General features: G+C 41.4%; 18 protein-coding genes and 1 pseudogene. 3 read left to right on the top strand and 16 right to left on the bottom strand.

The window, feature by feature from the left end:
- Positions 1 to 16: 16 nt before the first annotated feature.
- Positions 17 to 2,155: a glycoside hydrolase family 97 protein gene (locus PMEL_RS00580; RefSeq protein WP_120173511.1), complete on the bottom strand. Its 2,139-nt coding sequence runs from the start codon at positions 2,153 to 2,155 to the stop codon at positions 17 to 19.
- A 253-nt stretch (positions 2,156 to 2,408) separates the two neighbouring features.
- Here PMEL_RS00580 and PMEL_RS00575 point away from each other — a divergent pair, with 253 nt between their 5' ends.
- Together PMEL_RS00575 and PMEL_RS00570 are read left to right on the top strand one after the other, a co-directional pair.
- The gene (locus PMEL_RS00575; RefSeq protein ID WP_120173510.1) at positions 2,409 to 4,079 is read left to right on the top strand and encodes a DUF6377 domain-containing protein; all 1,671 of its coding nucleotides are present in this window, start codon (positions 2,409 to 2,411) and stop codon (positions 4,077 to 4,079) included.
- Positions 4,080 to 4,270: 191 nt separating this feature from the next.
- On the top strand, positions 4,271 to 4,825 hold the full coding sequence (locus PMEL_RS00570) for a DUF3332 domain-containing protein (RefSeq protein ID WP_120173509.1): 555 nt from the start codon (positions 4,271 to 4,273) through the stop codon (positions 4,823 to 4,825).
- A 455-nt stretch (positions 4,826 to 5,280) separates the two neighbouring features.
- Here PMEL_RS00570 and PMEL_RS00565 read toward each other — a convergent pair whose 3' ends face one another.
- The 6 genes from PMEL_RS00565 to PMEL_RS00540 all read right to left on the bottom strand — a co-directional run bounded on the left by PMEL_RS00565 (position 5,281) and on the right by PMEL_RS00540 (position 12,841).
- Positions 5,281 to 5,742 (bottom strand): copper resistance protein NlpE N-terminal domain-containing protein, encoded by a 462-nt coding sequence (locus PMEL_RS00565; RefSeq protein ID WP_120174587.1) that lies wholly within the window; start codon positions 5,740 to 5,742, stop codon positions 5,281 to 5,283.
- Positions 5,743 to 5,857: 115 nt separating this feature from the next.
- The gene (locus PMEL_RS00560; RefSeq protein ID WP_120173508.1) at positions 5,858 to 6,181 is read right to left on the bottom strand and encodes a DUF4625 domain-containing protein; all 324 of its coding nucleotides are present in this window, start codon (positions 6,179 to 6,181) and stop codon (positions 5,858 to 5,860) included.
- A 700-nt stretch (positions 6,182 to 6,881) separates the two neighbouring features.
- The gene (locus tag PMEL_RS00555; RefSeq protein WP_120173507.1) at positions 6,882 to 10,211 is read right to left on the bottom strand and encodes a glycoside hydrolase family 66 protein; all 3,330 of its coding nucleotides are present in this window, start codon (positions 10,209 to 10,211) and stop codon (positions 6,882 to 6,884) included.
- A gap of 139 nt (positions 10,212 to 10,350) precedes the next feature.
- A complete protein-coding gene (locus PMEL_RS00550; protein ID WP_120173506.1) occupies positions 10,351 to 10,569 on the bottom strand; it encodes a hypothetical protein in 219 nt (72 codons plus the stop codon).
- Positions 10,566 to 12,215, bottom strand: coding sequence for a leucine-rich repeat domain-containing protein (locus PMEL_RS00545; RefSeq protein WP_231999384.1), 1,650 nt, complete (start codon positions 12,213 to 12,215; stop codon positions 10,566 to 10,568). Before PMEL_RS00545 ends, PMEL_RS00550 begins: the two co-directional genes overlap by 4 nt.
- Positions 12,216 to 12,619: 404 nt before the next feature.
- Positions 12,620 to 12,841: a hypothetical protein gene (locus tag PMEL_RS00540; protein WP_004356044.1), complete on the bottom strand. Its 222-nt coding sequence runs from the start codon at positions 12,839 to 12,841 to the stop codon at positions 12,620 to 12,622.
- A gap of 254 nt (positions 12,842 to 13,095) precedes the next feature.
- Between PMEL_RS00540 and PMEL_RS00535 the strand changes: the two genes are divergently transcribed.
- Positions 13,096 to 14,061, top strand: coding sequence for a CfxA family broad-spectrum class A beta-lactamase (locus PMEL_RS00535; protein ID WP_004339683.1), 966 nt, complete (start codon positions 13,096 to 13,098; stop codon positions 14,059 to 14,061).
- Positions 14,062 to 14,153: 92 nt separating this feature from the next.
- Here the strand turns inward: PMEL_RS00535 and PMEL_RS00530 are convergent.
- The 9 genes and pseudogenes from PMEL_RS00530 to PMEL_RS00490 all read right to left on the bottom strand — a co-directional run bounded on the left by PMEL_RS00530 (position 14,154) and on the right by PMEL_RS00490 (position 25,982).
- Positions 14,154 to 15,556 (bottom strand): annotated as a pseudogene (locus tag PMEL_RS00530) (mobilization protein).
- Positions 15,557 to 15,838: 282 nt separating this feature from the next.
- Positions 15,839 to 16,954 (bottom strand): DUF6371 domain-containing protein, encoded by a 1,116-nt coding sequence (locus PMEL_RS00525; RefSeq protein WP_004292742.1) that lies wholly within the window; start codon positions 16,952 to 16,954, stop codon positions 15,839 to 15,841.
- Between the two features lie 3 nt (positions 16,955 to 16,957).
- Positions 16,958 to 18,055, bottom strand: a complete 1,098-nt coding sequence (locus PMEL_RS00520; RefSeq protein WP_004348225.1) for an AAA family ATPase — start codon at positions 18,053 to 18,055, stop codon at positions 16,958 to 16,960.
- 5 nt (positions 18,056 to 18,060) lie between these two features.
- Entirely contained in the window at positions 18,061 to 18,435 is a 375-nt protein-coding gene (locus PMEL_RS00515) for an excisionase family DNA-binding protein (RefSeq protein WP_004338328.1), read from the bottom strand.
- A 199-nt stretch (positions 18,436 to 18,634) separates the two neighbouring features.
- Positions 18,635 to 19,492: a transposon Tn4555 protein TnpC gene (tnpC, locus tag PMEL_RS00510; RefSeq protein WP_004339687.1), complete on the bottom strand. Its 858-nt coding sequence runs from the start codon at positions 19,490 to 19,492 to the stop codon at positions 18,635 to 18,637.
- Between the two features lie 247 nt (positions 19,493 to 19,739).
- On the bottom strand, positions 19,740 to 20,858 hold the full coding sequence (locus PMEL_RS00505; protein ID WP_004338318.1) for a tyrosine-type recombinase/integrase: 1,119 nt from the start codon (positions 20,856 to 20,858) through the stop codon (positions 19,740 to 19,742).
- 141 nt (positions 20,859 to 20,999) lie between these two features.
- Positions 21,000 to 21,935, bottom strand: a complete 936-nt coding sequence (tnpA, locus tag PMEL_RS00500; RefSeq protein WP_004292844.1) for a transposon Tn4555 protein TnpA — start codon at positions 21,933 to 21,935, stop codon at positions 21,000 to 21,002.
- 305 nt (positions 21,936 to 22,240) lie between these two features.
- A complete protein-coding gene (locus tag PMEL_RS00495) occupies positions 22,241 to 22,903 on the bottom strand; it encodes a leucine-rich repeat protein (protein WP_231999383.1) in 663 nt (220 codons plus the stop codon).
- A gap of 1,240 nt (positions 22,904 to 24,143) precedes the next feature.
- The gene (locus PMEL_RS00490; protein WP_120173505.1) at positions 24,144 to 25,982 is read right to left on the bottom strand and encodes a lamin tail domain-containing protein; all 1,839 of its coding nucleotides are present in this window, start codon (positions 25,980 to 25,982) and stop codon (positions 24,144 to 24,146) included.
- Positions 25,983 to 25,986 lie beyond the last annotated feature (4 nt).

Below are 25,986 nucleotides of genomic sequence, written 5' to 3'. Positions count from 1 at the left end.
CGATAAAAATGTTAGCTTAAAGTGCTTTCAAACTGATGGCAAAACCACCTCCACGAACTTGCTGAAGTTTGAGAACATCACCCTTCTTTATAGTGCGCTTAGTAATGGTGTAAGCCTTTGGATTCTTTTCGTAATCAGCGTCCTTAGCATCAGCATAGATAGTTGCCTCGTACTTACGACCCTTATCAAGGAAGTCGAATTTCAGGATACTAAGGTGTGGTGCGAGACCAGTCTTTCCACCAACAAACCAGTTGTTAGTACCTTTTGCCTTACGAGCAACAGTTACATAACGTGCTGGCTCTGCCTCAAGATAATGACTATCGTCCCAATCGCAAGCAACATCCTTAATGAATTGGAAGGCATCGTTATACTTCTGATAGTTCTCAGGAAGGTCAGCAGCCATCTGAAGTGGACTATACATCGTTAAATAAAGTGCAAGCTGACCCACGAGAGTTGTGTGTACATAGCTCTTATTATCACACCATGTTGAGAGTTGAGTCTCAAGGATACCTGGTGTGTAGTCCATTGGTCCGCCCTGAAGACGAGTAAATGGAAGGATAACAGTATGGTTAGGATGACTTCCACCGAATGCTTCGTATTCTGTTCCACGTGCTGACTCGTTACCAACGAGGTTAGGCCATGTACGGCAAAGACCGGTAGGACGAGTTGCCTCATGCCCATTCACCATAATATGATGCTTAGTTGCTTCCTTGATAACATGCAGATAATGATTGTTCATTGACTGTGAATAGTGATGGTCGCCACGTGGAATAATATCACCTACATATCCTGTCTTCACAGCGTCATAACCATACTTATTCATCAATTGGAAAGCATTCTCCATGTGACGCTCATAGTTCTGTGTACTTGATGAGGTCTCGTGGTGCATCATCAACTTTACTCCCTTAGAGTGTGCATACTCATTAAGTGTCTTGATATCGAAGTCTGGATAAGGAGTAACAAAGTCGAATACGTAGTCTTTCCAACGTCCAAACCAGTCTTCCCAACCGATATTCCAGCCTTCAACTAATACCTGATCCAAACCATTAGCAGCAGCAAAATCGATGTATTTCTTAACGTTAGCGGTGTTAGCTGAGTGACGTCCGTTTGGCTTTGCAGATGCATAATCAGTCTCACCAAGCTTTACTGAACTAAATTCATCAGTATAAGCCCAAGACTTACCACCTGCAATCATCTCCCACCATACACCACAATACTTGGTTGGATGAATCCATGATGTATCTTCAATCTTACAAGGTTCGTTGAGATTGAGGATGAGATTGTTTGCAAGCATATCACGTGCATCATCGCTCACCATCACCGTACGCCAAGGAGTTTCGCATGGAGTCTGCATGAATCCCTTCAAACCTGTAGCGTCAGGAGTAAGCCATGACTCGAAGGTCATTGTTTTGTCGTCCAGATTCAGGTGCATTGTAGCATAGTTTGCACATGCTGCTTCATGAATATTGATATATAGACCGTCAGCAGACTTCATCTGTAAAGAGGTCTGAACGCCCGTATCAGAGAATACAGAAACCGATGAGTTATCCCAGTTTACAGCCTCATGGAAACGCTTACGGATTTCAGAAAGCTTTGACTCTTGTGTCTCCTGCTCCTGTGTGTCATAGTCTCCAGGGAGCCACCATGCGGTGTGATCGCCCGCCATAGCAAACTGTGTATGCTCCTCCTTTATAACAAAGTAGTTCAGTTCTGGCTGCTGTGGGAACTCGTAACGAAGGCCCATTCCATCGTCATAAACACGGAAACGGATAACAATGTTACGCTTACTGCTTGGTTGTTTAAGGTCTACTTCCAACTCATTGTAGTGGTTACGAATGGTAGCAGTCTCACCCCAAACAGGTTTCCAAGTCTCATCAAAAGTGGAAATCTTGGTATCTGTCTTCTCAAAACCATCCATAAGGCTGGTTTCTTCCATGCCTTTGCTGGCATGTTTGTTCTTAGCCAATTCCAAACCTAAGTGTGAAGGCTTAACAACAGCCTTACCCTTATAAGTCATCTCATAAGTAGGTACTCCGTTACCTGTCAATGAGAAGGTCACAGCAACATTACCATTCGGAGACTTTACTGTCTGCGCATTAGCAATGCTTGCGAACCCCATCAGTAGCCCTATAAGGGCAATATTGGTTTTCTTCATTGTTTTGTTAAAGTATAATATGGTTATTAATTCTTATTTAAAGATTGTAAGGGTAATTATATGATTTTATGCAAAGATAGTAAAAAAGAGTTGAAGTAATTGCCAATAGTAGTGCATAAGTAGACAACATTGTCTTGTTATTAAATATAAATAACTTAATATCAACATTTTAATGATAAATAACAATTTGTTTAAGTAGACATCCTCTATTTCCAAGTAAAGTATTATCTTTGTACTCAATAGTAATTGAACAATGAAAAGAAGCTTATTATATATACTTTTCTTGCTACTGCCAACGACATTATCTGCTGGTAGTAAGACACAACAGTTACGACAAAAGCTCGATAATCTTTTGGAGCAACGTGATGCACTTATCGATAACAAGAACAACGATATCAACCGCCTAAAAAAGCATCTTACAACCAGCAGCAATACCCTTAAGCGTCTGCAAACCTACGAGCAACTGTTTGAAGAATACTATGTCTTCCAGTTTGACTCGGCTATGACGTATTTGAACAAAGGTATCAAACTGGCTTTGGAGACACAGAACACCTATTATTACAATAGTAATGTGATACGAAAGGCAGAACTATTGTCTATTGGAGGCTTATATAGTGAGGCCGTTCAAGAAATAGAACAAGTGGATACAACGGCACTTGATAAGGCTCAACGTTTTGAATATTACTTCTCACTCTTCCGCATTCACACCTATTGGGCAGACTTCTGCAATGATAAAACCTATACTCCTATACACCGTTCAAAGGCAAAGAACTACTTAAAGAAAGCCATGCCTTTTTGCGATGAAACCGATAAAAGTTACGAGTATTATCGCGGTGAATACTGTGTTTTTGTACAGAATAATCCCCTTTCTGCACGTTCCCATTACATCAAAGCCATAAAGCAGTTGCCACCAACCTCCCGATTTTACGCTATGTCGTGCTTTGCTCTCTCTGGCAGCTATGCTAATGAGGGAAATACTAATAAACAAGAAGAATTCCTTTTATTGTCGAGTATTGCAGATGTGGAGAATTGTACAATGGAAAACTTTGCACTGCAAAACTTGGCGATGTATATCTTTGAGCACAATAAAGACGACCTTGATTATGCACAACGATACATACAGACAGCACTCGAGGATGCACATTTCTATAATAACAGACTCCGTATTATTGAAATATCAAGCAAGCTACCAGTAATTGTTAGCAGCTATCAACAGACCCTCAATCAGCGTAATAAAGTGCAGATGACCGCAATCATAGTCATCTCACTCCTTCTACTCTTCCTACTTTTCGCAGTCTTTTATATTGTAAAACAGACTAAACGTCTTAGTATTCAGCAACAGGAGTTACAAAACAATAATAATCAACTCTCTGAACTCAATACCCAACAAAAAGAGTTGAATACACAGCTACACGACCTTAACGCAGTGCTTGTCGATACCAACCGTAAGCGCGAAAGGTTGGCAAAGTTGTATATTGACCTTTGTGCAAAGTATATTGCTCGACTGAAAAAACAACAGACATTAGTAAAGAGAAAGATAAAAGCCAACCAAACCTCAGAATTGCTTAGTCAGCTTTCATCTGAACGATTATCAGAGGAAGACGCTGCAACCTTTCTATCTCGTTTTGACAAGGCATTCCTCGATCTCTACCCTGGTTTTACTGAAGACTTGAATAACCTACTCGTACCAGAAGGCAGAATTCAGAATAAAAGCACAGATAAACTTACTACCGAACAGCGTATTATGGCACTCATTCGATTGGGTGTGAAGGAAAGTGCAGAGATTGCCGACCTCCTTTTCTATTCTCCCCAGACCATCTATAACTACCGTTCTGTACTGAAGGGAAAAGCCATCAACAAAGAGAACTTCGAGGAAGAAGTAATGAAACTCTGCCGAGTAATTGGTAAGTCTAATCCTGCCTAACTCAAAACAAGAGTTAACAAAGGCATTCGTTATGTCAAAAACATTAACGAAGCCAGTTAAAATCCTTAAACTTTCAATATCATAAAATAAAATTATCTCTTAATAAAAATAAGAGTATTAATTTTGCATTGGTTATCAAATCCCTAAGTGGTAAAAAGATAAATATTCACCAAATAAACTAATTTGAAAGTATGAAAACAAAAGGAATCAAGTCTATGGTTGCCCTCTTGATTGGCGCAACACTCATGAGTTCATGTGTAGGTTCATTTACTTTGTTCAACAAACTTGCTAAGTGGAACAAGCACGCTACTAAGTCTAAGTTCATCAATGAGATTATCTTCCTTGTAATTTCTCCTGCTTACGCATTCTGTAGTGCGGCTGATGCGCTCGTACTCAACAGTATCGAGTTCTGGACTGGTAAGAATCCTTTAGCAAATCGCGTTGGTAAGACACGCAATATCAAGGGTGATGACGGCTTGATTTATGCTGTAAAGTATCTCGAGAATGGTTATCAGATTACAAAGCCAGATGGTAGTGTATTCTACTTCACTTACAACAAGCAGGAGAATACATGGTACATGAATGCAGAAGGTAAGGAGCAGAAGATTATCCACTTCAACGGTGATGGTTCTGTAAAGGCTTTCCTTAACAACGGTTTGACTGCAGACGTTACACTCGATGCAGCTGGTGTATATGAGGTACGTCAGATGCAGGCTGGCACAAGCTACTTCATGGCAAGAAGATAAAATCCATTCTTGTGACATTGCAATATAAAAATAGGGGCACAGACGTGTCCCTATTTTTGTTTCTATAAGAAGCACCAGAAGTCGTGCCAAGCGGTTTGTGCAACCTTGATAGCCATCGCTCGTATGTCCTCTATTAGTGTTTACTATAGAAATATACAACGAAAAAGCCTCGACTTTTTCATCGCTTACAACCGTGTTAACGCTCCGCACCAATGGTGCGGAGCCTTAGCACACATCGTGCGGAGCCTTAACACCAATGGTGCGAAAGCCTAAACACATTCTTACCAATTCTTATAATGACCACAATATGACGTGAGAAAAGAGCCGTACAAGCAAAGAGAAGTATTCTCTTATTTGATAAAGAGACGTAAGCTTACTCTAAGTAAAAAGGGCTTGCACAAGGTATTAAACCCTGGCAAGCCCCTTTATTTTAGTGTTGTGTTTACAGATTCTTCTTACTTCAACTTCAAGTCGTAGTTCATATCCTTTGAATTAACAGCTGGCTCCTCGAAGTCAGAGTTAACAAGACGAAGTGTAGAATCGTTTACTACGAGGAAGTTGGTCTTATTGTCCTTACCCAACTCGAACTGGTAGTAAGTATTCTTCTTACCCTTAACGTCCTTCTCTACAACCTGATAGTTACCTGTATAGTTGTAAACAGTATCAACCTCAGAATCAGACTTCATGTAAGACTCAGAAACGCTGAAACCATTTGTTGAATCCTTTGCCAAAGCAACACGATACTTGATACCAGCAACATCAGCTGCAGGTGTCAAACCCTCGTAAACAGCAGAGTCACCAGCAACAACTGAATCCTGAGCTGTTGAATCTGCACCCTCGTTATTTGCAGTAGTCTTGCCATTGTTACAAGCTACCATAGCTGCGCAAGCAGCTACCATAAACATAATCTTTTTCATAATCATTTTAGTTTTATAATGTAAACTCTATTTTAACTCTCACGGTGCAAAGATATTGTATTTAGAATGAAAAACAAGAATGTTTTAACCTTTATTTATCCTTATCGTGCAAGTTTTATTTTATTTTTATCGCCATAGCACGTATTTGTTGGTGACCAGCTTGATCTGTCAAACGAATAACAAAATGGTAATCACCCGGCTCGACGGTCGTTGGTATCTGAATTTCTTGGCTGGTATCGTATGCTTTGTTGCCACGAGGAATAGAAAAGTCTTGATTATAATAGTAACCATAAATGTCTACATCATACTCCTTATCACCATGGAACTCCACTTCGATATCGTCAATAGGAGACGTTGTTACGATAGTTGCTGTCAATGTAACCTTACCATTCGCTACTCCTGACAGTGTATTTACCTTCAAATTAGTAATTTGGAGCATAAGGATTTGCTACCACCTTTCTTAAAGTAACGTTACTGTTGATCGTTCTTACACCCTATTCTTAACAATAAAAAATGATTAATATAGTATTATTTTAGGTTCCTCAATTAACCCCAAATCGTTTTATTAAAGGATAAACATATTTTGTTTTATCATCGATTAGATTGTCTGTCTTGGCAATGCATGCGTAGCGAGCTATGTCAAGTTACAAAGGTTTTAATACTTCAAAAACACAGACTACGATTTGAAAAATCATTACATAAATCCGAACAAAACATCTATAAATAAGGACAAAAACACGTATAATGATTAGGTTTGTAACTAAAAGAAAATCAATCAGTTATAAAACAGTAAACGAGAAGGTGCTTAATTGGACTTCAAAAGGGCGTTAGTAAGACCTCAAAAGAGCATCTTTTGCAAGTCAATTAGGCATCTTTTAGAAGCCAAAAGACCATGTATTGGTTTTGAACCATACGAAAATAGTTTACAAATATCAATGATATGAGAATGCGTTGTTTACAGCAGACGAATAGACATAGTATTTAATTAGAGATTAAAGAAAGGCATAATAGGATAGCTGGTGAGCATTAATAAAGTCATAGAAGTTATTTACCCCCAATCAGACATTAGAACACCTCTTCACGTAGAATAGTAAGTATGACTAATGCCCCATTGGGGGTAATTAAGAATTAGCTATTTTTTACTTGCTTATCAGTTTCTTACCTTTATGGATATAAACCCCTTTCACAGGCTTATCAACCTTGATACCAGACACAGTGTAATAATCATCACGTCCGTTATCAGTTACATTAGTAATCCCTGCGGTAACAGGAACCAAAGGTAACAATGGCTGCAAGGTCTTTCCTATATTAGCAGGAAAAGAGAGGTAAGCCTCGCCTGCAGGAACAGTATTATTCGAAGCCTCTATAAAGGATTCACCACGGAGAATGTAATTACGTACTTCTCCCGTGCTATTATCCACCTTACTACCGTGTTCAACGACCACCATCGTCCAATATTCCAGAGAAGGTAGGGTGAATGTTACCTTACCATTATTCTGTGTAAAGACAACTTCTTGCGGAGCACCACCGAAGCAATCTGGACTTGCTACCCATATACGGGCTACAGGGGCAGCATCGTCAAGAACAATCTTCTTATTAAGTAGGACATTAGGCTCTGGCATTGTTTCCTTTATATCACGGATATTAAAGTTGTCTCTTGAGAAGTTACTATAATTCAACAACTGTATTGCAGTCACGTTTCCCTTCATAGTGCTATAAGTATTCACACTATAAGGCTTTGGTCCAATCGTCTGATCTGCAGCATCTGCGACACTTGGATTAGGATCAGACAAATCCCATGCAACCACGTTAACACCATCCATTGTCATGTTAACAGAAGTTTCAGCATTGCCATCTCGCAAGTAGTTTTCATAGGCAACAAGGAAGTCATAATAGTGAATGATTGACTTTTGCAACTTGTCAGACATTTTTCGAGCATCATCAGGGAAGTACTCTGTAAACAACATGTGGTCACCACTCAACTCAATACGAGAACCACCAAGTGCGAAGATAGTAGCATTGCCAAACAGAGCACTGCTTGTGCGGAACTGACCACCATTTCCATTGCGACAGTGTAGATAAGCTGCAAAGACTGTATTAAAAGTATTCTTACCATTATTACGACGATTGTCCTGTATTATTTTACGGTAGTTCCACAAATAGTCGTCAGCACCCCACATCTCATTATAGCCGAATTCAACGTTACCTGTACCAACTATCTTAGGTCCACCAAAGGTAGAAACAGCATTCATTACAAGGGACTTATCTTTACTATCGGATTTCATACGATTGATAAAGTTTGCATAATAGCCTTCGAAGTCGTGAGTATCACGGCGGTCGCCACCAGTATAAACCTTCTGACCATCTTCTGTCTTGCTCTGCAAATTGGTATAATAAGCCTCGCGCTGACGGCCTAATTGGTCAATATGATAACCATCAAACTTAAGATGCTGATATACCTTCTTTATTTCTTTAGAGAGATAGTTCACCCAATCCTGATTACCAGGATTCATCACGTAGATACTTGGCCATGAGCCTAAAGGATACTGTACCTGATGAAGGTCATAGCCATCCTTATCGTTTGCATGCAGGTCTATCCATCCCCAATCACTGCTGACACCATCCTTCCCATCAAGATTTGCTGGTGTTTCTGGCTTTCCATCGACAATATTACCCGTTACACCATAGAGCAAGTCATAGAACATACACTTGCTTCCAACCTCATGTAGCTTGGTAATATAATTTTCTATAGAAGATTTGAAGACATCGCGTAAGCCAACATCCTTCCATTGTGAAGCGCCTTCAGGAATTAGTTTGTGATGTTGCCACTGCCAGTCATAGAACTGAATGCCAGTCATGTGGTAACGATTAAGCATATCTACTTCCTTTTTAACCTGCTCAACAGTCTTGTCAGAGCCATAGTGTGAGATGAAACCATAGCGTGGAAAGCGGCCCCATTCAGTAGAAACATCAACACCAATCGTAGCAAGTGTCTGCTCGGCAATACCATCAGCAACATAGATTTCAGCCAGATAACCAGTAAAATTCTGTGCTGGAACCTTCCAAGACCAACTTTGTTTTCCACCGATTTCATCGGTTTTTACGACTGTATTGCCATGTAAGTAACGTACTTTAACATTATCAGGAAGAAGATACTTTGATGTAAAGCGAACTGTGGACTCAGGCTCGTAACGTACCTTGTCTGTTGTCAGTTCTACAGGAGCATAGCGAGAAGTGATGTCTTCTCTTAGTTTTAAAGTTGTAGTACTAATAGTTTCTCCTGTTGAAACACGCAGTGCATTGTCATCATAATGGGCTGCATTATCAGCTAAACGGAGTTGATAAACTGTGTTTGGAACAGCCTCTATGATGAGACCTGTGCCTGCACTCGCTGTTGTAATAGGTATCAGGGAGACCGAAGTTCTTCCATTACTTTCCTTTGCTATATAGGCTTTTAGACCCGTAGCAGTGGTGAAGTCAATATCAAAAGAACGCGAAAAAGTGGTGTACTTACTGCTTTGCTGATAAGGAAAACTATCCTTTACCTTATCAGAAATAAATGCAATTCCTTGCAAAGCAGACAGGGCTGATGGCTTTACATAGAAGCCAAAAGTACCGGAAACATCGGCAAAAGTGTATTGTCCAAGGCTTGGGCAACTGCTGCCTAAGTAATAAACGGCAGACAAGTTGCGGCATCCATTGAAGGTTCTATCATTGAAGTTCGTAAGAGTAGTTGGTATAACAACTGACTCCAAAGCTATACAATGATAGAATGCACCCATTCCTAAGCTTGTTACAGACGGAGGTATTTGAACTGTTTTTAGGCTTGCACAGCCTTCAAAAGCCCACTCCCCAATCTCCTTTAAGTCATTAGAAAACTCTAAAGATACCAAGCCACTATTCTTAAAAGCATGGTCCTTTATGTTCTGAAGACCTGTATTAAACTGCACATTTCTTAGTTGATGGCAATCTTCAAAAGCACTGCTACCAATCTCTCTCATGCTTGCTGGTAATACAAGATGTGCTAAAGCGCTACCAGCAAAAGAGCGATAACCAATCTTTTGTAGTGTTCCTGATAAGGTTACAGAGGTTAAATTCGTACAATCAGTGTACTCAAAGCCTTGCATCTCAGTGACACGTGAGGCATCCATCACACGTCGCAAGCCCTTACAACCATTGAATGCACTGTAGCCAATAGTACTCACCGAACTTGGGATTGTTACTGCTGTAATAGCGTTGTTACGCTCAAAGGCGTTGTGTTCGATGGCTGTAACGGTATAAACATTCTTGTTGTTGCGAACTTCAGAAGGGATAATAATCTCTCCACTCGCACCCTTTCCGTCTACCAATGTCACCGAATTGTCGGAGTTGGTAGCATACTTGAGGTTGTCATACACAAAGTCATCAGCAAATGAAAAGGCTGCTGACGACAGCGTTACCCACAGAATAAGAAATCGTTTTAATCTCATGGTGTTTGTTTTTTAGTTATTATTAATGTGCCTTATACGGCAACTTCAATTCTTTAGGTTAATATAGAAAGGCATTACCACAGCCTGACTTTCTCAAGCCAAGACTTAGCAATGCCTTACCTGTAAACAATATTAGTAATTATTCATCCCAAAGTGAGTTTCTACCAATGCTTATCTCACCATAAGATGTAACTCTCAACGCATCATCTGCCTCATCTTCATCAGAATTAAATGCGTTCTTCTTTGACAGTGCAGTTCCTGGATCAACAACGGTATCATCGAAAGATAAGTCCAATAAATGCTGCTCTATCTTAACTGCTATTTGCTCTGTTGCAGGAGCTATATAGTTCCGTTTCATCGTATAATAACTTTTTTGCCGTTCTTAATATATACACCTTTCTCCGTTGGGTTGATTACCCGTACACCAGACAGTGTGTAATAAATATTCTCTTCATCATCCTTCTTATTCTCAACTTTATCAATACCAGTAGTATTGTTTTCTTCATTGAGAGCGAAAGAGAGGTAAATTCCCTTTGCACCAAAGCTTGTATCACCATCATTGGTTTCATGAACATAAGCACGACCACTCTTAATAGTTCCATTGCTAACTAAGTGAAGCTTATAATCTGGCTGTAAAACCCAGTTGCTCTTACCATCAGTCTCGGTCTGTACAAGTGTTGTGTCTTCACGTACACCGATAATACGATTACCCGTATAAAGGCCTGGATCAACCTCTGCTATCTGATAAGTATAGGTTCTACCAACCTCACCTTTGAGGAGAACACCTTCATTAGCAGCTGTTGAAGTAACCTTAATCATCTTCAAAATCTTCTGAATCTTGGTTGGCTGTGTCACTCTATAAGTGCTTGGACCAACGTATGCCTCCAACGCTTCATGACCATTCTTTGCTACGAAAGAAACAGGGAAATCATGGTCGAAACTTGCATACTTCGTAGCGAGTGTCTGCTCGTAAGTATCCTTAGGACTATAAACATTCCAAGCTGCATTTGCCTGATAAGCTGAAAGCTTGCTTGGTTTTACATATACACCAGCAGTTGTTGGGAAAGCATTAGCACCCAATGTTGCAGGAGAAGCAGCCAAGATATTTACATACTTCAGACTTGAACAACCGTCGAAAGCCTTTGTTTTAATCTCTGTTACAGTAGATGGAAGAGTGATGAAAGGCAGACTTGTACAATCGGCAAACATACCTTCAGCCACATAAGTCAATGGCTGAGTAGCTGAAGAAGTAGCTGGGAATTCAACATACTTCAAGCTTGCACACTTCATGAAAGCCTCTTTACCTATAGTCATATCACCCTTGAGGTGAACACAAGTAAGTCCACTCTCTCGGAAAGCATGAGCACCGAGTGTCTTAACAGAACCCTTGAAGAAGAACTTCTTCAGTGCACCAGTAAACCAGAAAGCACCGTCACCGATAGTTTCAACCTTAGTACCATAGTCTACTGTAGCTAAATGATCACAGCTTCGGAAAGCCTGCGCATCAATTGTCTTAAGCTCTGCTGGCAACTTAATAGTAGTCAAAGCAGTACACATATTGAATGCATTTTCACCAATCTTAGTGATGTTATCCCATGCACCAGGCTGCCCAGGAATTCCCTTGATAGTTGTTAGTTTGCCACAAGCCCAGAATGTATTTGCAGGAATTTCAGTTACAGCTGCAGGCCATTCAACAGATGTTAAAGGTGTCGCCCAGAACACACCTGTGTCCATCTTCTTGATTTTTGAGAGGTCAACAGACGTCAAAGCATCACAGAGATAGAAGCAGTTATCGCCTAACTCCTCTACAGATTGAGGAACTTGAGACCATGTGATTTTATCACAATTCTCAAATGCATTCTTGTTTAAACGCTTTGGATTATAACCATTCCAATTGATAGTTGCTAAGTTCGTACAATTCTTGAAGGTAAAACTTGGCAAGTTGTTTGAAGCATAACTACTTGGGAATGTGAAAGAGGTAAGCGACTCACAACCTTCAAACACACCACCGTCGTTAGAGTTAGTATTTACAACCGATTATTACTCAATATTTTATAGATAATAAGTCAGAAATATGGTTGTTATTTTTAATTGCACATTCTAAAAGGTGAAGATTTAACGCTTTTATTGATTATTAACTCAAAAAGGACATCAACTTGGGTCGTTTCTTCTCTTTTCCTTGCTATTCGTTTCCGATATTCCACTTTTGTTTTGGTCTATCTCATATGTACTGCAAAGGTATTGATTTTTGTTTGATATTGCTCCTTGCTTGCTCCTTGTCGTAGATTAATTTTCACACAGGAATTTTTGTTCTCTTTCTATAGGGGCTTGAAACAATCCATTTATTGGAAACAATTAAAGACGGAGCTGGTTTGCCCCAGTGCTTTTTAAGAAACAGGGCAATTATTTTATCTCCACAAAGGCTCTTGTTCCCAATTATGAGGAAAGCCTAATAAACGAGTTCTTACTGATGGGTATTTCGATAAAAGCTGCTTGAAATCTGCAACAAAAGTGTTGCCCATAGAAATGGAGTTAAGCCAATACACCACATAGCAGAGTTGCGGATAAAGTGTTTGTTCACGGAACGAGAAATCCGTAATCCATGTGTTTGGCATACGCATAGGCATCATTGGCTTGACAGGAAAGACCCGATTTGACAGTCTTGAATGATGGGCGCAGCAATTACGAAGTACGGGTCTGGGTACGGATTAAAAGGCTAAGTGATTATTTCCAGTCATTTAGCCTTTTTAATTATCTAATTTTTCCCCACATTTTCCCCACAGCTGTCTATTTATATATTTTAGAAACATATTTTTCCGTAAAGTTATGTACCTTTGTCGGCAAATAAAGATATTCTCGTCAAACAAATATAAATAATATAAACATGGAAAAAAACAGAAAAAAACAAATCGTAGTTTTGAGTATAGCTTTAGTTTGCATTTTCATCTTGGTATTTTCATTGTTCCATAAATCAGCGACAAAAGATAGCGCAAATCCTCCTTTAACAAATGTTTTGACTGATAGCATTTCTCAAATTGTCTCAGCTTGTCCTGGCGAAATTGGTGTGGCGGTTATTGTTAATAACAGAGATACGGTTAAGGTCAATAATAAGAGTGTTTATCCTATGATGAGTGTGTTTAAGGTTCATCAGGCATTAGCTCTTTGTAATGACTTTGACAATAAAGGAATTTCACTTGATACCTTAGTAAATATAAATAGGGATAAACTTGACCCAAAGACTTGGAGTCCTATGCTGAAAGATTATTCAGGGCCAGTCATATCATTGACAGTGAGAGATTTGCTGCGTTATACTCTTACTCAGAGTGACAACAATGCAAGCAACCTTATGTTTAAGGATATGGTTAATGTCGCTCAAACAGATAGTTTTATAGCCACACTCATTCCTCGTTCAAGTTTTCAGATAGCTTATACGGAAGAGGAAATGTCGGCTGACCATAACAAGGCTTACTCTAACTATACATCTCCTCTTGGTGCTGCAATGTTGATGAATCGTTTGTTTACTGAAGGTCTTATCGATGATGAGAAACAAAGTTTCATTAAGAATACGTTAAAAGAATGCAAAACAGGTGTAGATAGGATAGCAGCTCCACTTCTTGATAAAGAAGGGGTTGTTATAGCGCATAAGACAGGTTCAGGTTATGTTAATGAAAATGGTGTTCTTGCAGCTCACAATGATGTTGCCTATATATGTCTGCCTAATAATATCAGTTATACCTTAGCGGTATTTGTTAAGGATTTCAAGGGAAATGAATCACAAGCGTCACAATATGTTGCGCATATATCAGCTGTAGTATATTCTTTATTAATGCAAACTTCAGTAAAATCTTAAACTGCACTTGCTTTGATAATTAATGATAAACAATCTAAAAGCACTCTAATCGTTATCGGAGTGCTTTTAGATTACTAATCAAATTGCTTCTATTATAATTTGAATCCTCTACTTTTTCTTTCTTCCTGTTGCGGCACTCTTGCTCCATATCTAAGCCTGTGCCATTGCTCCCTGAACCAGTCGGCAATCGGCTTCCTGTTTATTGTCAGGTTCAGCCTGCTTTCATCGTCAGGGTCATTTTCCACCCTTAAAATATCATCCTTTATATCAAAGTTCCGCCTGTGTTGCTCGGAATAGATTTTACCGCTACATTTCAGGGCTTCTTTTTTGACTATAAGACTTTCAGTCATTTCTTTAGAGAATCCCAGCATGGCACAAAACTTTTCCATGCGCAGCATTTCCCTGAACATCGAAACCACCTGAAAGCCTTGTCTATGATTCTGGCGAGCCGTGACAGTTCTTTTTCTTTCATGTCAAGTTCCTGCCTGTGCATTTCTCTGAGATTGTGGATTTGCGTATCATGCTGTTTCTGCATCTGCTGTACTTGGCTCTGCAATTTTTCAATATTGGTGTTCCGTTTTGAAACCTCGTCTTGCAGTTTTTCGTTGGCACGTTCCAGTTCTTTCAGTTTTCCACTCCCGAAAAGAGAAGCAACTCCACTAGTTATGGCTGTCGCTGCCGTGGTGGCTGTCTTCTTTAACTTGTCAGTGCGTATTTCTGATTTCACCTGTTTCAGTTCCTGCTCGGCAAGATTTATCTGTTCTTCTTTGTGCCGTTTGGCTGCATCCATGCGTTGCAGTTCAGCTTTCTGCTTCTCAATGATAAAGTCGTTCCGTTCCAGATGCTCCTTACCAGTGACAGCCTTTGACTGCCCGCGTTCCATCAGCAGGATGTCGGATGCAAGGGTCTGCATCTGCATCATGTCATCGTCATTGAGCTTTCGGCTCTTTCCTGTTTCGTGGTTCATCCAGTCGAAAACGATATGGGCATGATAGTTCGGCTTGAACCATCTGTCCCCGACTTTGAAGCTTTCCCTGTCTTCCGCTTCCGGCTGACCGTTCAGCCAATGCCCTTCATCCTTGTGCAGGAAGATTTGCAGCGGTGTGATTCCCCAGCGTCTTTGACACTCCTCACCGAATTTACGCACGTCTGCCAGTGTGGTGTCCGACCTGACAAGCAGCACTCCTTCACGTATGGGGGAGCATCCCGCAATCTTGACTATTTTACCGTTCTTGCCTTTGCGTTCACGCTCCTTTTCCTGCATGGCACGTCCGGTCTTTTCCTTTACCATCTGTCTGATATTGTCATAATGCATCCGCAAATCCGGACTGCCGAAGTCGGGATTTATCCACTGTTCGTTATCGGTGGATAGTTCAGGAACGACATAGATTCTGGACTCTCCGATGTGGCGCATGTATTCGGCAGTCCTCCTGTTGTGAGCCTCGCTCGATGCGATGTTGCAGGGCTTGATATGTATGCTTGATTTTGTTGCCATAGATACTTGTTTTTTGGTTTGTACTTTATTGTTTGCTTTTCCGCTGTCCGTAAACGCATGGGGTTCTTAGGGGTGCAACCCATAAGCGGAGATTGCAAAGAGAGGGTCACTCTTTGCTCTGGGTTCTCAGGGGAGAAACGCCCTGAGTGGGTCATTAGGGTAAAACCCTAATCCCCTCGGGAGAGCCCACAACTACGTAAGCGGAGCGTGTAGTTATAGTGGGCTATATCAATGGCAAGCCATTGTCTGCAAACTCCAGCCTACGGCTTCCGCTCTCCTCCGTCAGGGAGGTTTTTCATCATCGTTGCCGATTGGAGATGCACCGACCAGCACAAGGTCTAAATCGTCTATCAGTTTTTGCAGGACGGGATTCTTCTCTATCATCCGCTGGAGGATTCTCTCAGCCTCGACCAAGTGGTTGGCTGTACTCATCACCTTGCCCTCCCGTATCTGAAAGATAATCCAATCGGCTATGTCGATATGGGCTTCTTTTTGTTTCGGGGTGGCATTCCTTTCGATGATGTCCGAAACCACCACCTTACAAAAGTACATGCTCTCGGCTCGCTGTTTCCACTCGGCATAAGCATCGGCATCGGGAAAGAGAAGCACGGTTCGCCCTGACAGTACACGGAGTTTCTCTTCTCTCATCTGACTCTTACCACCCGTAGCCAGCCATACATAATCGGGGAAGATAGCAGAACCGATAACGGCACTCTTCTCGGATTCCACCAAGACCACCACCTTGTCGGGATGCGTTTTCAACAAGTGTTCCCCGAAAAGGCATTGGGATAGTTGCCAATCCTCTGCCAACACACGCTGCTTTTTCAATATGCTGTGTATCCAGTTCACTGCCGATGTCTGTCCTCCCTTGATACGGTGTCCGTCTTCGGGATTGTACTGCATCACCTTTCCCGTGCGTACCTTGCCCGTCCTGTCTATCTGCCAAAAGATAACAGAGCCGTCACGGGTAGCCCCCAAACGGTATTCCTCCAACAACCGCTTCAACACCTCTTTCGCCTTGTCGCCATAGTAGGAAGTAAGGAGTGTGAAGAGGAAACGGAAGAAATTGCTACGCTCGCTTTGCGACTTCTCCACATAGTGAGGGGGAATATAGCCGATGGCTGTCGGCTTACTTTGCTGCTTCACTTTCTTCTGCTCTGCTCTTTGCCTGTCAAAAGAGAAATCATTGGTAGTTCTGTGTTCAGGATGCTCTTGAAAATACTCTTTCGGAGTGTAGTGATACCCACAACCGCTTTCGTGGTTACATCTGCCGACCGATGGATGCAACGGCACATTATTTTCGTCCACGTAATAGACGAAAGAATGCCTGTCTCCGCATTTGGGGCAGGTATGCCGTGTTGCCGTTCCTTTATACTTCTGTAATGAATAATTGCCCATAGCTTAGTCCGTTTTTGATGGTTGATTGTCGGCTGTCCCATCCTGTCCCATTGTCCCACACTCTAAGGGTTGGGACAGTGGGACACTTGGGACACCTGCGTTTTTACTCTCTTTGCTGCGCTGGATGATACGGTTTACGGTGGACTTGCCACAATTCACCTGTGAGGCTATCTCCCTGACGGACTTGCCCGATTGGGAGAGTTGCAGAATTTGGCAATCCCTTTGGCTTGATTCATTGTCGCCCAATTTTTTCAAGTGTTCCTTTTCCGTGGAATAGCCCCTGAACACGAACTGCAAGAAAGCATCCACCTTGTCAATCTCGTAAACGATTACATTATCCGCATCATGAGAGAACGTGCCATAGCGCACTTTAAGCTGCTTCACATAGCGAAGCCCTCCGTCTTGGGCACTTTTTCCAATGGTGAACACGCTGTCAAAGAAATTGTAGAGCCGTTTGCTTCCGGCAAGGTCGTTGGATGTGATGGGACAATCCAAAGAGCGTTTGGGCGTATGTGCTAGGACAAGGATAGAGAGCGCATATCTCTTTTTGAGATTGTTCAGCTGAATCATCAGCCGTCCTGCGGCATCGCCTTTCTCCATGGCGCAACACAGGTAGGTAAGATTGTCAATGATGAAAATCTTGCAGTCGGTCTGCACAGCCATCTGTTCAATGCCGCCTATGATAGCTTCCTCAAAGTTGGCATCCAAAAGCTGGTTGCAGTCAATAGACACCCGATAGAGTTTGTCGGGAAAGGTGTAGAGCTCTCCATGCTCGTTGGTATAGCGGAGCTGGAACTGCTTTTCGGACAGTTCAAAGTCCAGATACAGCACATTGTCGGTTCGGGCGATGCGGTCGGCTATCTGCACGGCAAGGATGGACTTGCCCACGTTGGAATCGGCAAACAAGCAGGAGAGTTCCCCCTCGTACCAAAAGCTGTCCCACAGCGCACGGGGCGTAGGCAATAACGATGCTTCAAGAATGGTTTGGTTTGCCGTCTTGATATTCATCATGCCTACACTGTCGGGCATACCGTTATGCGCTTGGGATGCTTTTGTGAGGTCGCCACGTATCAGGTTGATATAGTTCTTATCCTCTTCCATATCATTCACCAGTTACGTGGGTTGGGCTTGCGACGGTGGGAAGAGGATAAGGACTTGTTCAGTTCCTCGTCTGACAACGGTATGGGATTCTTTCGGGCGGTTTCCAGCCACTTGTCCAGTTCGTCACGGTAAAGGCAATAGCGTTTGCCGGGCTTGGTGGCAGGGATTGTCCCTTCTGACAGTTTCATGTAGAGCGTACCCTTAGGGATACCTAAATACTCTGCTGCCTCGTCCACAGACATGGGCACGTGGGTGTCCACCGTTTTGGCATTGTTCACACTGCGCTGCTCGGCGAGCAGGCTTTTCAGGCTCATCACTTCGTCTCGAAGCTGAGCGACAACCTCGGGGAGGTCGTTGAAGGTAAGAATTGATTTTTCCATTCGCGTACTCGTCTCTTTTGTAAGACTTGGCGCAAAGGACTGAAATGATATATCCGTGAATATCTCCACGACACGTCATTGCAAAATAATTCCCGAATAATTAAGCCCAGCCATAAATGACGGGTAAAATTACTCGGGAAACGATGTAAAACAGGCGGTTATGAGTTACCGGATGGTTGTCGTTGGTGTCGTGATTATCCTAATTCCGCACATAATCCTCGGGATAGTGGAAATCAAGTTTGCCGTTTTCGGGTTCATCAATGGGAATTTCCGTCTTTAACGGCTCTACCTTGAAATTCTTGATGGTTGATAAGTCTGTATCAGCAAACGATTTCGGGAAAAGGGCTTTGATGAACTTGGCACGGTTATCCCCATTGTAGTATCTCTTGTACAGGAAACGCTCAGAGATATTCCATACGAAGTGACGGAGTGGAATGTTGTTGATGTCTTTGGTAAACGGTCTTTGTATGGGCTTCGGGGTATAAGTGTTAAGATTCATCCATTTGTCCACCTCAGTACAGATGTGGTTCACGGTTTCTTGGTCGGCAATGCGAGGCAGGTAATAATGGCAATACTCCATGACCATGCGGATGCGCTCTTCCTTTTCCCGTTGCTCTCTGCTTGCGTAATTGGCACGGTTCTTTTCGTGAAGATCCGGGGCGATAGTAAGCTCTATCGGTTGTGTTTGGATAAGTGTCTCTTCTTTTGTCGGGGATGATTCGGGTACAGGCTCAGGGACTGATGTAGGTCCAGGCACAGATGTGGCTTCTTCAAGTGTATTTTGTGACAGTTCTTCCTGCACCTCTATGGCTTCGGCAATCGTTTCTTTCTTGCCGAACTTGATTTTGTAGATTTCGTATGTATCAAAGATAAGTGTCTGAAAGGAGAGATAGAGCAACCATCCCAACAGGTTACAGCATACGAATACTATCCACCTGACAAAGTTGTCTTGGTTGAAGCTGTCCGCTATTACCAGCGTGGCAATGGAAGATATTAGGACGATGGCGAAGCCGACAAAGCCCAAGATGATGTATTTGTCCTTGATTGATGATTCCATATTTCGTTGAGAGATTGAATGTTCCTGTATTATTTTGTGCAAAGTTAATGCTATTTTTCCCAATTACTGCCCGTTATTTGCGGTTAGAACGGTCTTTTTCAATGTATTTCACGAAATGTCATCATATCATACTCTGTTTCATACTCTGAGGGGCTTATAAATGGTGGCATCAAGCCAAAAACATAGAGGGGCGATTATAGCCTTGTAGCCATAACCGCCCCTCTGAATACCTGTCAATGTGAGACATTTATGCCTCCTTGCGCTTCAAGGTTATCTTGTCCACCACCTGACACATCTGCTGCGCTGCTATCTTGGAATAGATTTGTGTGGTGGTAATGTTCTTATGTCCGAGATAGGCTTGGATGACAGCCATGTCCGTTCCCATTTCCACGTGCAGGCTTCCGAAGCTGTGGCGGGTACAGTGAAAGGTGATTTTCTTGGTTATCCCTGCTGCCGTGAGCCACCGTTGGAGTGGTCCTTGCAGCATCTTGTCCTTGAAATCCTCAAAGATAAGTCCCTCGCCCCGTTCTCCCAGCAGTCCATAGGCTTCATCACTGATGGGGTTATGCACTATTTCTTTGGTTTTCTGCATACGGGTGGTAACGAACATCCTGCCGTTGGTGTATGGTTGTATCTGCTGCCACGTGAGCTGTCTGATGTCGCTCTTTCTCAGTCCCGTAAGACAGGCGAAAAGAAAAGCTTTTTTCAAGACCTCCTCCTCACAGGGTGTTTCGGCAAGCCGTATCAGTTCCTCTTGGCTCAAATGCTCCCTGATGGTGGGAATGCACTCGATGCGGTCTAAGAAGCCGTTTGGGTTCTCCTTTATCTTCCTGTCACGGTAAGCGGTGTGCAGCACGGCACGGAAAGTTGACCAATAGCCTGCTGCGGAGTTGATGTGCAGCTTTTGGTTGGTGTGGATGGATTGGGGTGCATCAAGCAGGTATTCCATGAACTTGCGGCACAAATCCACATCCACCTCCTCAAAGGTGCATTTGCCGTTCACGAACCGCTGGAAATGCTTGTATACGTGCTGCCACTTGATATTCTTGCGGTCAGCCAGTCCTTTGAAATAGGCAAGGAAATCGCCCTTCATCTTGGTCTTGTCAAAAAAGCCGTTGTTTTCATTGAAAATGGCTTCGTAGCGCTGGTTGCGCAGGATGACCGCTTTCTTCATCATGCGTGCGTTGAAGTCCCGTTCCTGCTGGTTTGCAGGTTTGGCGAAGATGTAAATTCCTAAGGCTTCACGTGTAATCACTCTCATGGTGACATTGTCACGGTAGCCGGGATAGTAGTCAAGGCATAGTGAATACTGTGTCCCGTTCTTAATCTTGCGCTTACGCAAGGTAACTGTTTTGCATTTACTCATAATAATTATGTTTTAATTGGTTGTATACATTTTGGAGTTGTATCCATGTTTCCGATGGCAAAGGAACAACGTGAAATATCCGTGAATACCTCCACGATACATCATTTTGAAATAATTTTCGATAATCCCGATTTTTCACGGTTATTTGTTCCTTTCAGCCATGACACGCTCCACATCTGAGCGCAAAAGCAGGTTTTTCACACCCACCTTTATCTTTTCGATGTGCTTCACCTTGACGATATGGCAGATGTTGGCTGACGAAAGACCATAGATTTGCTGCACCTGCTCAACGGTATAGTAGCGTTCATCGTTCACAAGGTCAGTTCTGCGGAGTTCGTTCAAATGTGATTTGGAGTAATAGGTACGCCCGTACTCTCTTTTAGTGGGTATCTTATGGCGATAGGTGTAGGCACGGAGTGCGGTCGGCTTCATGCCGAACAGTTCCTCCACCTCCTCGGTCAGTAGCCAGTCGGTAATTTCGCTAATATCAACTGCCACACCGAAAAACTCGTCAATATGCTTCTTGCTGTAATAGTTCTTTCCTGCGATACGGCAGATGGGGATATGGTTACGCTTGGCGGAAGTGTAAAGCCATGACTGCTTTACCTTAAAAAGGGACATCACCTCCTCGCCCGAATAGAAGTCCAACACTTCTTCGCTTTCCTTTTCCCTTTTTTCTCTTTTGGCAGGTAAGGAAGATGAAGATGATTTCCTTGGTGTGGAGGTGTTGCCGGGCAGGATGCGGTGATAGGGATTGCCCTCCAACATCTGCTCGATGTCGGCTCTGCGGATGAATGCCATGCGGTTGCTGATGCGTGAGGCTTTCAGCTTGCCGATGGCTACAAGTTTGTAAATGTACTGTCGGGAACAGCCCATGAGGATGGCTGCTTTGGAAAAGGTGAGATACTCCTGATGCTGTATCTCCATCAAGGGTTGGGCGACTTTGAAGAGGTTGTTCTTCTGCATCACTCTGGCTCGTTTGGCTTCTGCCTGACAAGCCTCACTGCAATATCTTTGCATACCGCTTCGGGTTACAAAGGACTTGCCGCAAAAACTGCATTTTCTGGTTGCTTTCATACCGTTTTATCGTTTAATGGTTCATTTCTTCAATCCTATATCTCTGAAATGGTAAACGGATGTGAACGGAAGTCAACCATTGTCGCTTTTCTACACAGTGTGACTGTTTCCGCATATCGGGGCGGTTATTGTCGCTTGTCGTAAACGGTTGTAAACCCTTGTCAACTGTCTGCACGGTGTGACAAAAAACAAGCCCCGCAAATTCTCCACGTCAGAAATACGTCTCAAAAATATGTGGAAATTTGGGAAGCGACAAATGGCAACCGAAAAGTGTTAAATTTTAGAATATGCTGGTAATTAAAGATTTACACTCGGATATTTCTGATTAGTTTTGGTTGTTCTATGGTTATAAATACATCCAGCGGATCATTTTCACCTAAGTAAGTAACCGAATTAGGAAGCGTGATAGACGCCAACTTCTTACAATTTAAGAATGCATGTGAGTCAATCTCCTTCAACTGAGAAGAACCGTCAGAAGCACCTTCAATAACAAACTCTGTCATGTTTTCACACTTATCAAAACAACGTGACTCAATGTGCTGAACAGTCTTTGGAATTGTAATCTTAGTAATCTGGCTTGTAACACCTGAATCTTCTGCACGGAAAAGGTTAGCACGAAGCATGATAACCTTATAGGTTGCATTACCCTGAAGTACTCCATTGTAAGTAACACCAGCTGTAACTGTTTCAGGAATAGAAATCTCTCCTACCTTACGAATGGCATTAAACTGCGCATCAGCCAAAGCAGCATCCTTATTTGCATTAGTACTCAAATCAGTCGAAGTAGTCCACCCGCAGAACTCAACAGTGTTGTTTTGTGAGGTGACACTCTCAAAATGCTGAATACTAAACAGCATACCATTGTATACAAAGAGATTGGCTCTTCGCTCAGCATCTGTTGGTTGAGAGTCAGCAAAACATCCTAACGAGATGATTGCTAACAATAACAAAAGTAATTTTCGTCTCATTTCTTTTTATTAATTAATTTGGTTCATACCATGTTATCATAGACTACATGACTGAATGTCTCGGACTGAATATAAGTCCTATTAAACTCCGTCACTTCGTCATCCTTAGACACTCTTTTGTCTTCCGCTTTGCGATACGAAATAAAAGTTATTTTTAGTTTCAAACATCAAACAGAAAAACCGATGCAAAGATAGACAAATAAACCACTCAACAATTTCTTACTACGACAAATACAAGTTTCAGACATATATATCACACACAAAATCAATATGTTACATACATTAACAACCTACAATAATACAAACAGAATATAAAATAAATAAGGCTTTGTAAAATAAAATTCAGACCAATAACAAAACTTCCATATATATACAATTACATTTTTTAATAAATCCGACAAGCAGCGATAAAATCGATAATTTTATAACAAAAAGGCGTAGAACAAAGCCCTAAGTAAAGCTTTATATGAATACTTAAGTATAACTCTACCAAGAACAAAAACCATCCTCATCGAAGTGTTTTTATGAAAAGGATTTGTTGAAGAATACTTAAATGTAGATAAATAAAGGTTCTTCTGCTAAATGTATGGATATTTTTCGTATAGCTTTAACAGAAGAACCGAAGTTAATCATTAAATCAAAACACAACTTAGACAGTCAACTGTCTATTCTATTATAAGCCTCCAACACAGCAACCTTTTTCATTCTTAATACTTCGAAGATGTAAATAAGATATTGAAAAACCATTACATAAATTCGAATAAAACATCTATAAATAAGGACAAAAACACGTATAACAATTAGGTTTGTAACTAAAAGGATATCAGTTAGTTATAAAGTAGCAAACTAAAAGGTGCTTAATTGGACTTCAAAAGGGCGTTAGTAAGACCTCAAAAGAGCATCTTTTGCAAGTCAATTAGGCATCTTTTAGAAGCCAAAAGAGCATGTATTGGTTTTGAACCATACGAAAATAGTTTACAAATACCAATGATATGAGAATGCGTTGTTTACAGCAGACGAATAGACATAGTGTCTATTTGCATTTTATCTTATAATTTTCTCCTTTTGTAAGCTCATCTAATTTGGGAGAGTAATACCACACGAGTGTATAAGTCTTTACTCTATTATAATCTTTACATTTAATAGAAGAACCATAAAAAAGGCAGAAATACACGTAGTATTCCTGCCTATATTTATATAAACGATCAGCTTATTATCAAATAATCTTGATTCCCTGCGCTTATGGAAGATGAACTATATCGGTATAATAAGACATATCACGATAGCGTTCGCTTTTAGTAAAATTACCTCCATCATTATAGTCCTTGAATGGTATAAACCTACCATCATAATCATTGAAGGTTCCAAGGAAGTTTAATCCACTTGTTTCTATCGGCATGTAATACCATCCCTTCGGGTTGAATCCATTATAAGGAGCATTAAAAGGCGTCTCCTTTGAACGAATAAAATCCTTCTCCCCTAAGTAATAATTATAATAGAATCCGTTGCTACCATTCAATATATAATGTACTTGAATTCCAAAATTGTCTACTATATTGTTGTTAGGGTCTTTTAAATCAATATTCCAACCATCTTTACAGATAAACTTAGAATAGTGGACTCCACCTGTAACTGCCGATGGAGATGCTATTCCAGAACCCGTATTGATTACTTGATAAGCTTTATTCTTAGCTACGACTTCTGCATAACCAGTACCTGCTGCTAAGCAAATAGACTTTCCTGCAGGTATCGATGTTGTTGAATTTCCTGGCATACCAACACTACTGCTGCCTCGGCTCAATGCTTTGAGGTCCGTAAGGTTAGCTACATATAATCTTCCATAAGGTTCCACATTCCATGGGTTTGGACTCACCAGATAATATCCTTTCAACGATACTGTCTCCCTTGAAGCATTTGTTATTTCAATCCAACTATTCTCTCCATTTACTGCAGAAGAGTGGTAATACTCTGTTATCATCAATGCTCCACGTGTTTCTTTCAGACTTGCATTGATACTGAAATTATAAGTATCACCATCTTTGAAGTCAACGATAGTTTTCGCTTCACGATAGAATCGATTACGCATAGACAAGAAGTCTATTTGTGGGGCTACTGCACCTGCCTTGCTATCAGCCTCACTGCGGAGGATAACTCTTGCTTTTGTCGTACTGGTTGCACCTGGTGTAGCCTTTACCCAGAAATAAAAAGGCTTGGTATACTTGGTTGTTCCTGCTCCATCAGCCTCACCACCAATAGCGAAATTATTGACTCTAATCGTGTCACATTCGTCTAAAACTTTTCCCTGCCGTCTATCTATATTAATTCTATATGGACTTGGTTTCCATACAGGAGAAGCTTGTGAGAGGTCAAATGTACCATCCATGTGGAGCACGTCAGACTTCAAGGCTATAGAATAGACACTGCTCTTGTAATACATATCCGACTTTGCTCTAACGCCAATCCAGCTACCTAACATTAAAAACTGAACTTTAGCGTGCTTTGTCACAGGGTCTACATTCGTCAACTTCGAATAAAGTGGGATGTTATAATCGTATGAATTTGCGTCAATTACTTTTGGTCCAAAAACTCTCATGACGCCATCTATGCCAATACCTATTGTCCATGCACCATTTTCTACACCATCCTCTTTACCTGTAGCCGATGCTACTTGCAGTTTAGATAAATCAAAATATGTTGGTACAGAGAACGTAAAGTAACCCTTATTAGTAGAGATAATTTGCAAGCCCTTATCAAGTTTATAACTTTTTCGGTACTTTCCATCAGTGATATAGACAAATAAAGGTATCGTACTTCCAACCTTCCAATTATAAGTCAATGACCCTTGTTTGTCGTAGGTGATAGGTGTACGGGTCATAGCAGACTGCTCGGCATCCCATACGGCTGTCATCTGTTTTGCGTTCACCATATCTTCTACATTCTTATCTAATGTAACATCAACGATGAAAGTAGTTTCTTCTGTTGCTTTCTTTTGCTCATTTGAGGTGATATCTTCCTGTGAGCAGGCTGCTAACCCAAGTGAGATAGCTACAAAAATAAACGATTTAATAATGCTATTCATAATT

Source organism: Prevotella melaninogenica (assembly GCF_003609775.1).
Classification (GTDB): domain Bacteria; phylum Bacteroidota; class Bacteroidia; order Bacteroidales; family Bacteroidaceae; genus Prevotella; species Prevotella melaninogenica_A.
The sequence above is the reverse complement of the archived record's forward strand: the minus strand, read 5'-3'. Positions and strand labels throughout refer to the sequence as shown.

Excerpts from the sequence above, each read along its gene's own strand:
- PMEL_RS00505 (WP_004338318.1), bottom strand. The coding sequence starts at position 20,858 with ATGAGTAAATGCAAAACAGTTACCTTGCGTAAGCGCAAGATTAAGAAC.
- PMEL_RS00515 (WP_004338328.1), bottom strand. The coding sequence starts at position 18,435 with ATGGAAAAATCAATTCTTACCTTCAACGACCTCCCCGAGGTTGTCGCT.
- PMEL_RS00580 (WP_120173511.1), bottom strand. The coding sequence starts at position 2,155 with ATGAAGAAAACCAATATTGCCCTTATAGGGCTACTGATGGGGTTCGCA.
- PMEL_RS00550 (WP_120173506.1), bottom strand. The coding sequence starts at position 10,569 with ATGAAACGGAACTATATAGCTCCTGCAACAGAGCAAATAGCAGTTAAG.
- PMEL_RS00565 (WP_120174587.1), bottom strand. The coding sequence starts at position 5,742 with ATGAAAAAGATTATGTTTATGGTAGCTGCTTGCGCAGCTATGGTAGCT.
- PMEL_RS00560 (WP_120173508.1), bottom strand. The coding sequence starts at position 6,181 with ATGCTCCAAATTACTAATTTGAAGGTAAATACACTGTCAGGAGTAGCG.
- PMEL_RS00555 (WP_120173507.1), bottom strand. The coding sequence starts at position 10,211 with ATGAGATTAAAACGATTTCTTATTCTGTGGGTAACGCTGTCGTCAGCA.
- PMEL_RS00495 (WP_231999383.1), bottom strand. The coding sequence starts at position 22,903 with ATGAGACGAAAATTACTTTTGTTATTGTTAGCAATCATCTCGTTAGGA.
- PMEL_RS00570 (WP_120173509.1), top strand. The coding sequence starts at position 4,271 with ATGAAAACAAAAGGAATCAAGTCTATGGTTGCCCTCTTGATTGGCGCA.
- tnpA (WP_004292844.1), bottom strand. The coding sequence starts at position 21,935 with ATGAAAGCAACCAGAAAATGCAGTTTTTGCGGCAAGTCCTTTGTAACC.
- PMEL_RS00575 (WP_120173510.1), top strand. The coding sequence starts at position 2,409 with ATGAAAAGAAGCTTATTATATATACTTTTCTTGCTACTGCCAACGACA.
- PMEL_RS00520 (WP_004348225.1), bottom strand. The coding sequence starts at position 18,055 with ATGGAAGAGGATAAGAACTATATCAACCTGATACGTGGCGACCTCACA.
- tnpC (WP_004339687.1), bottom strand. The coding sequence starts at position 19,492 with ATGGAATCATCAATCAAGGACAAATACATCATCTTGGGCTTTGTCGGC.
- PMEL_RS00535 (WP_004339683.1), top strand. The coding sequence starts at position 13,096 with ATGGAAAAAAACAGAAAAAAACAAATCGTAGTTTTGAGTATAGCTTTA.
- PMEL_RS00540 (WP_004356044.1), bottom strand. The coding sequence starts at position 12,841 with ATGATGCCTATGCGTATGCCAAACACATGGATTACGGATTTCTCGTTC.
- PMEL_RS00490 (WP_120173505.1), bottom strand. The coding sequence starts at position 25,982 with ATGAATAGCATTATTAAATCGTTTATTTTTGTAGCTATCTCACTTGGG.
- PMEL_RS00525 (WP_004292742.1), bottom strand. The coding sequence starts at position 16,954 with ATGGGCAATTATTCATTACAGAAGTATAAAGGAACGGCAACACGGCAT.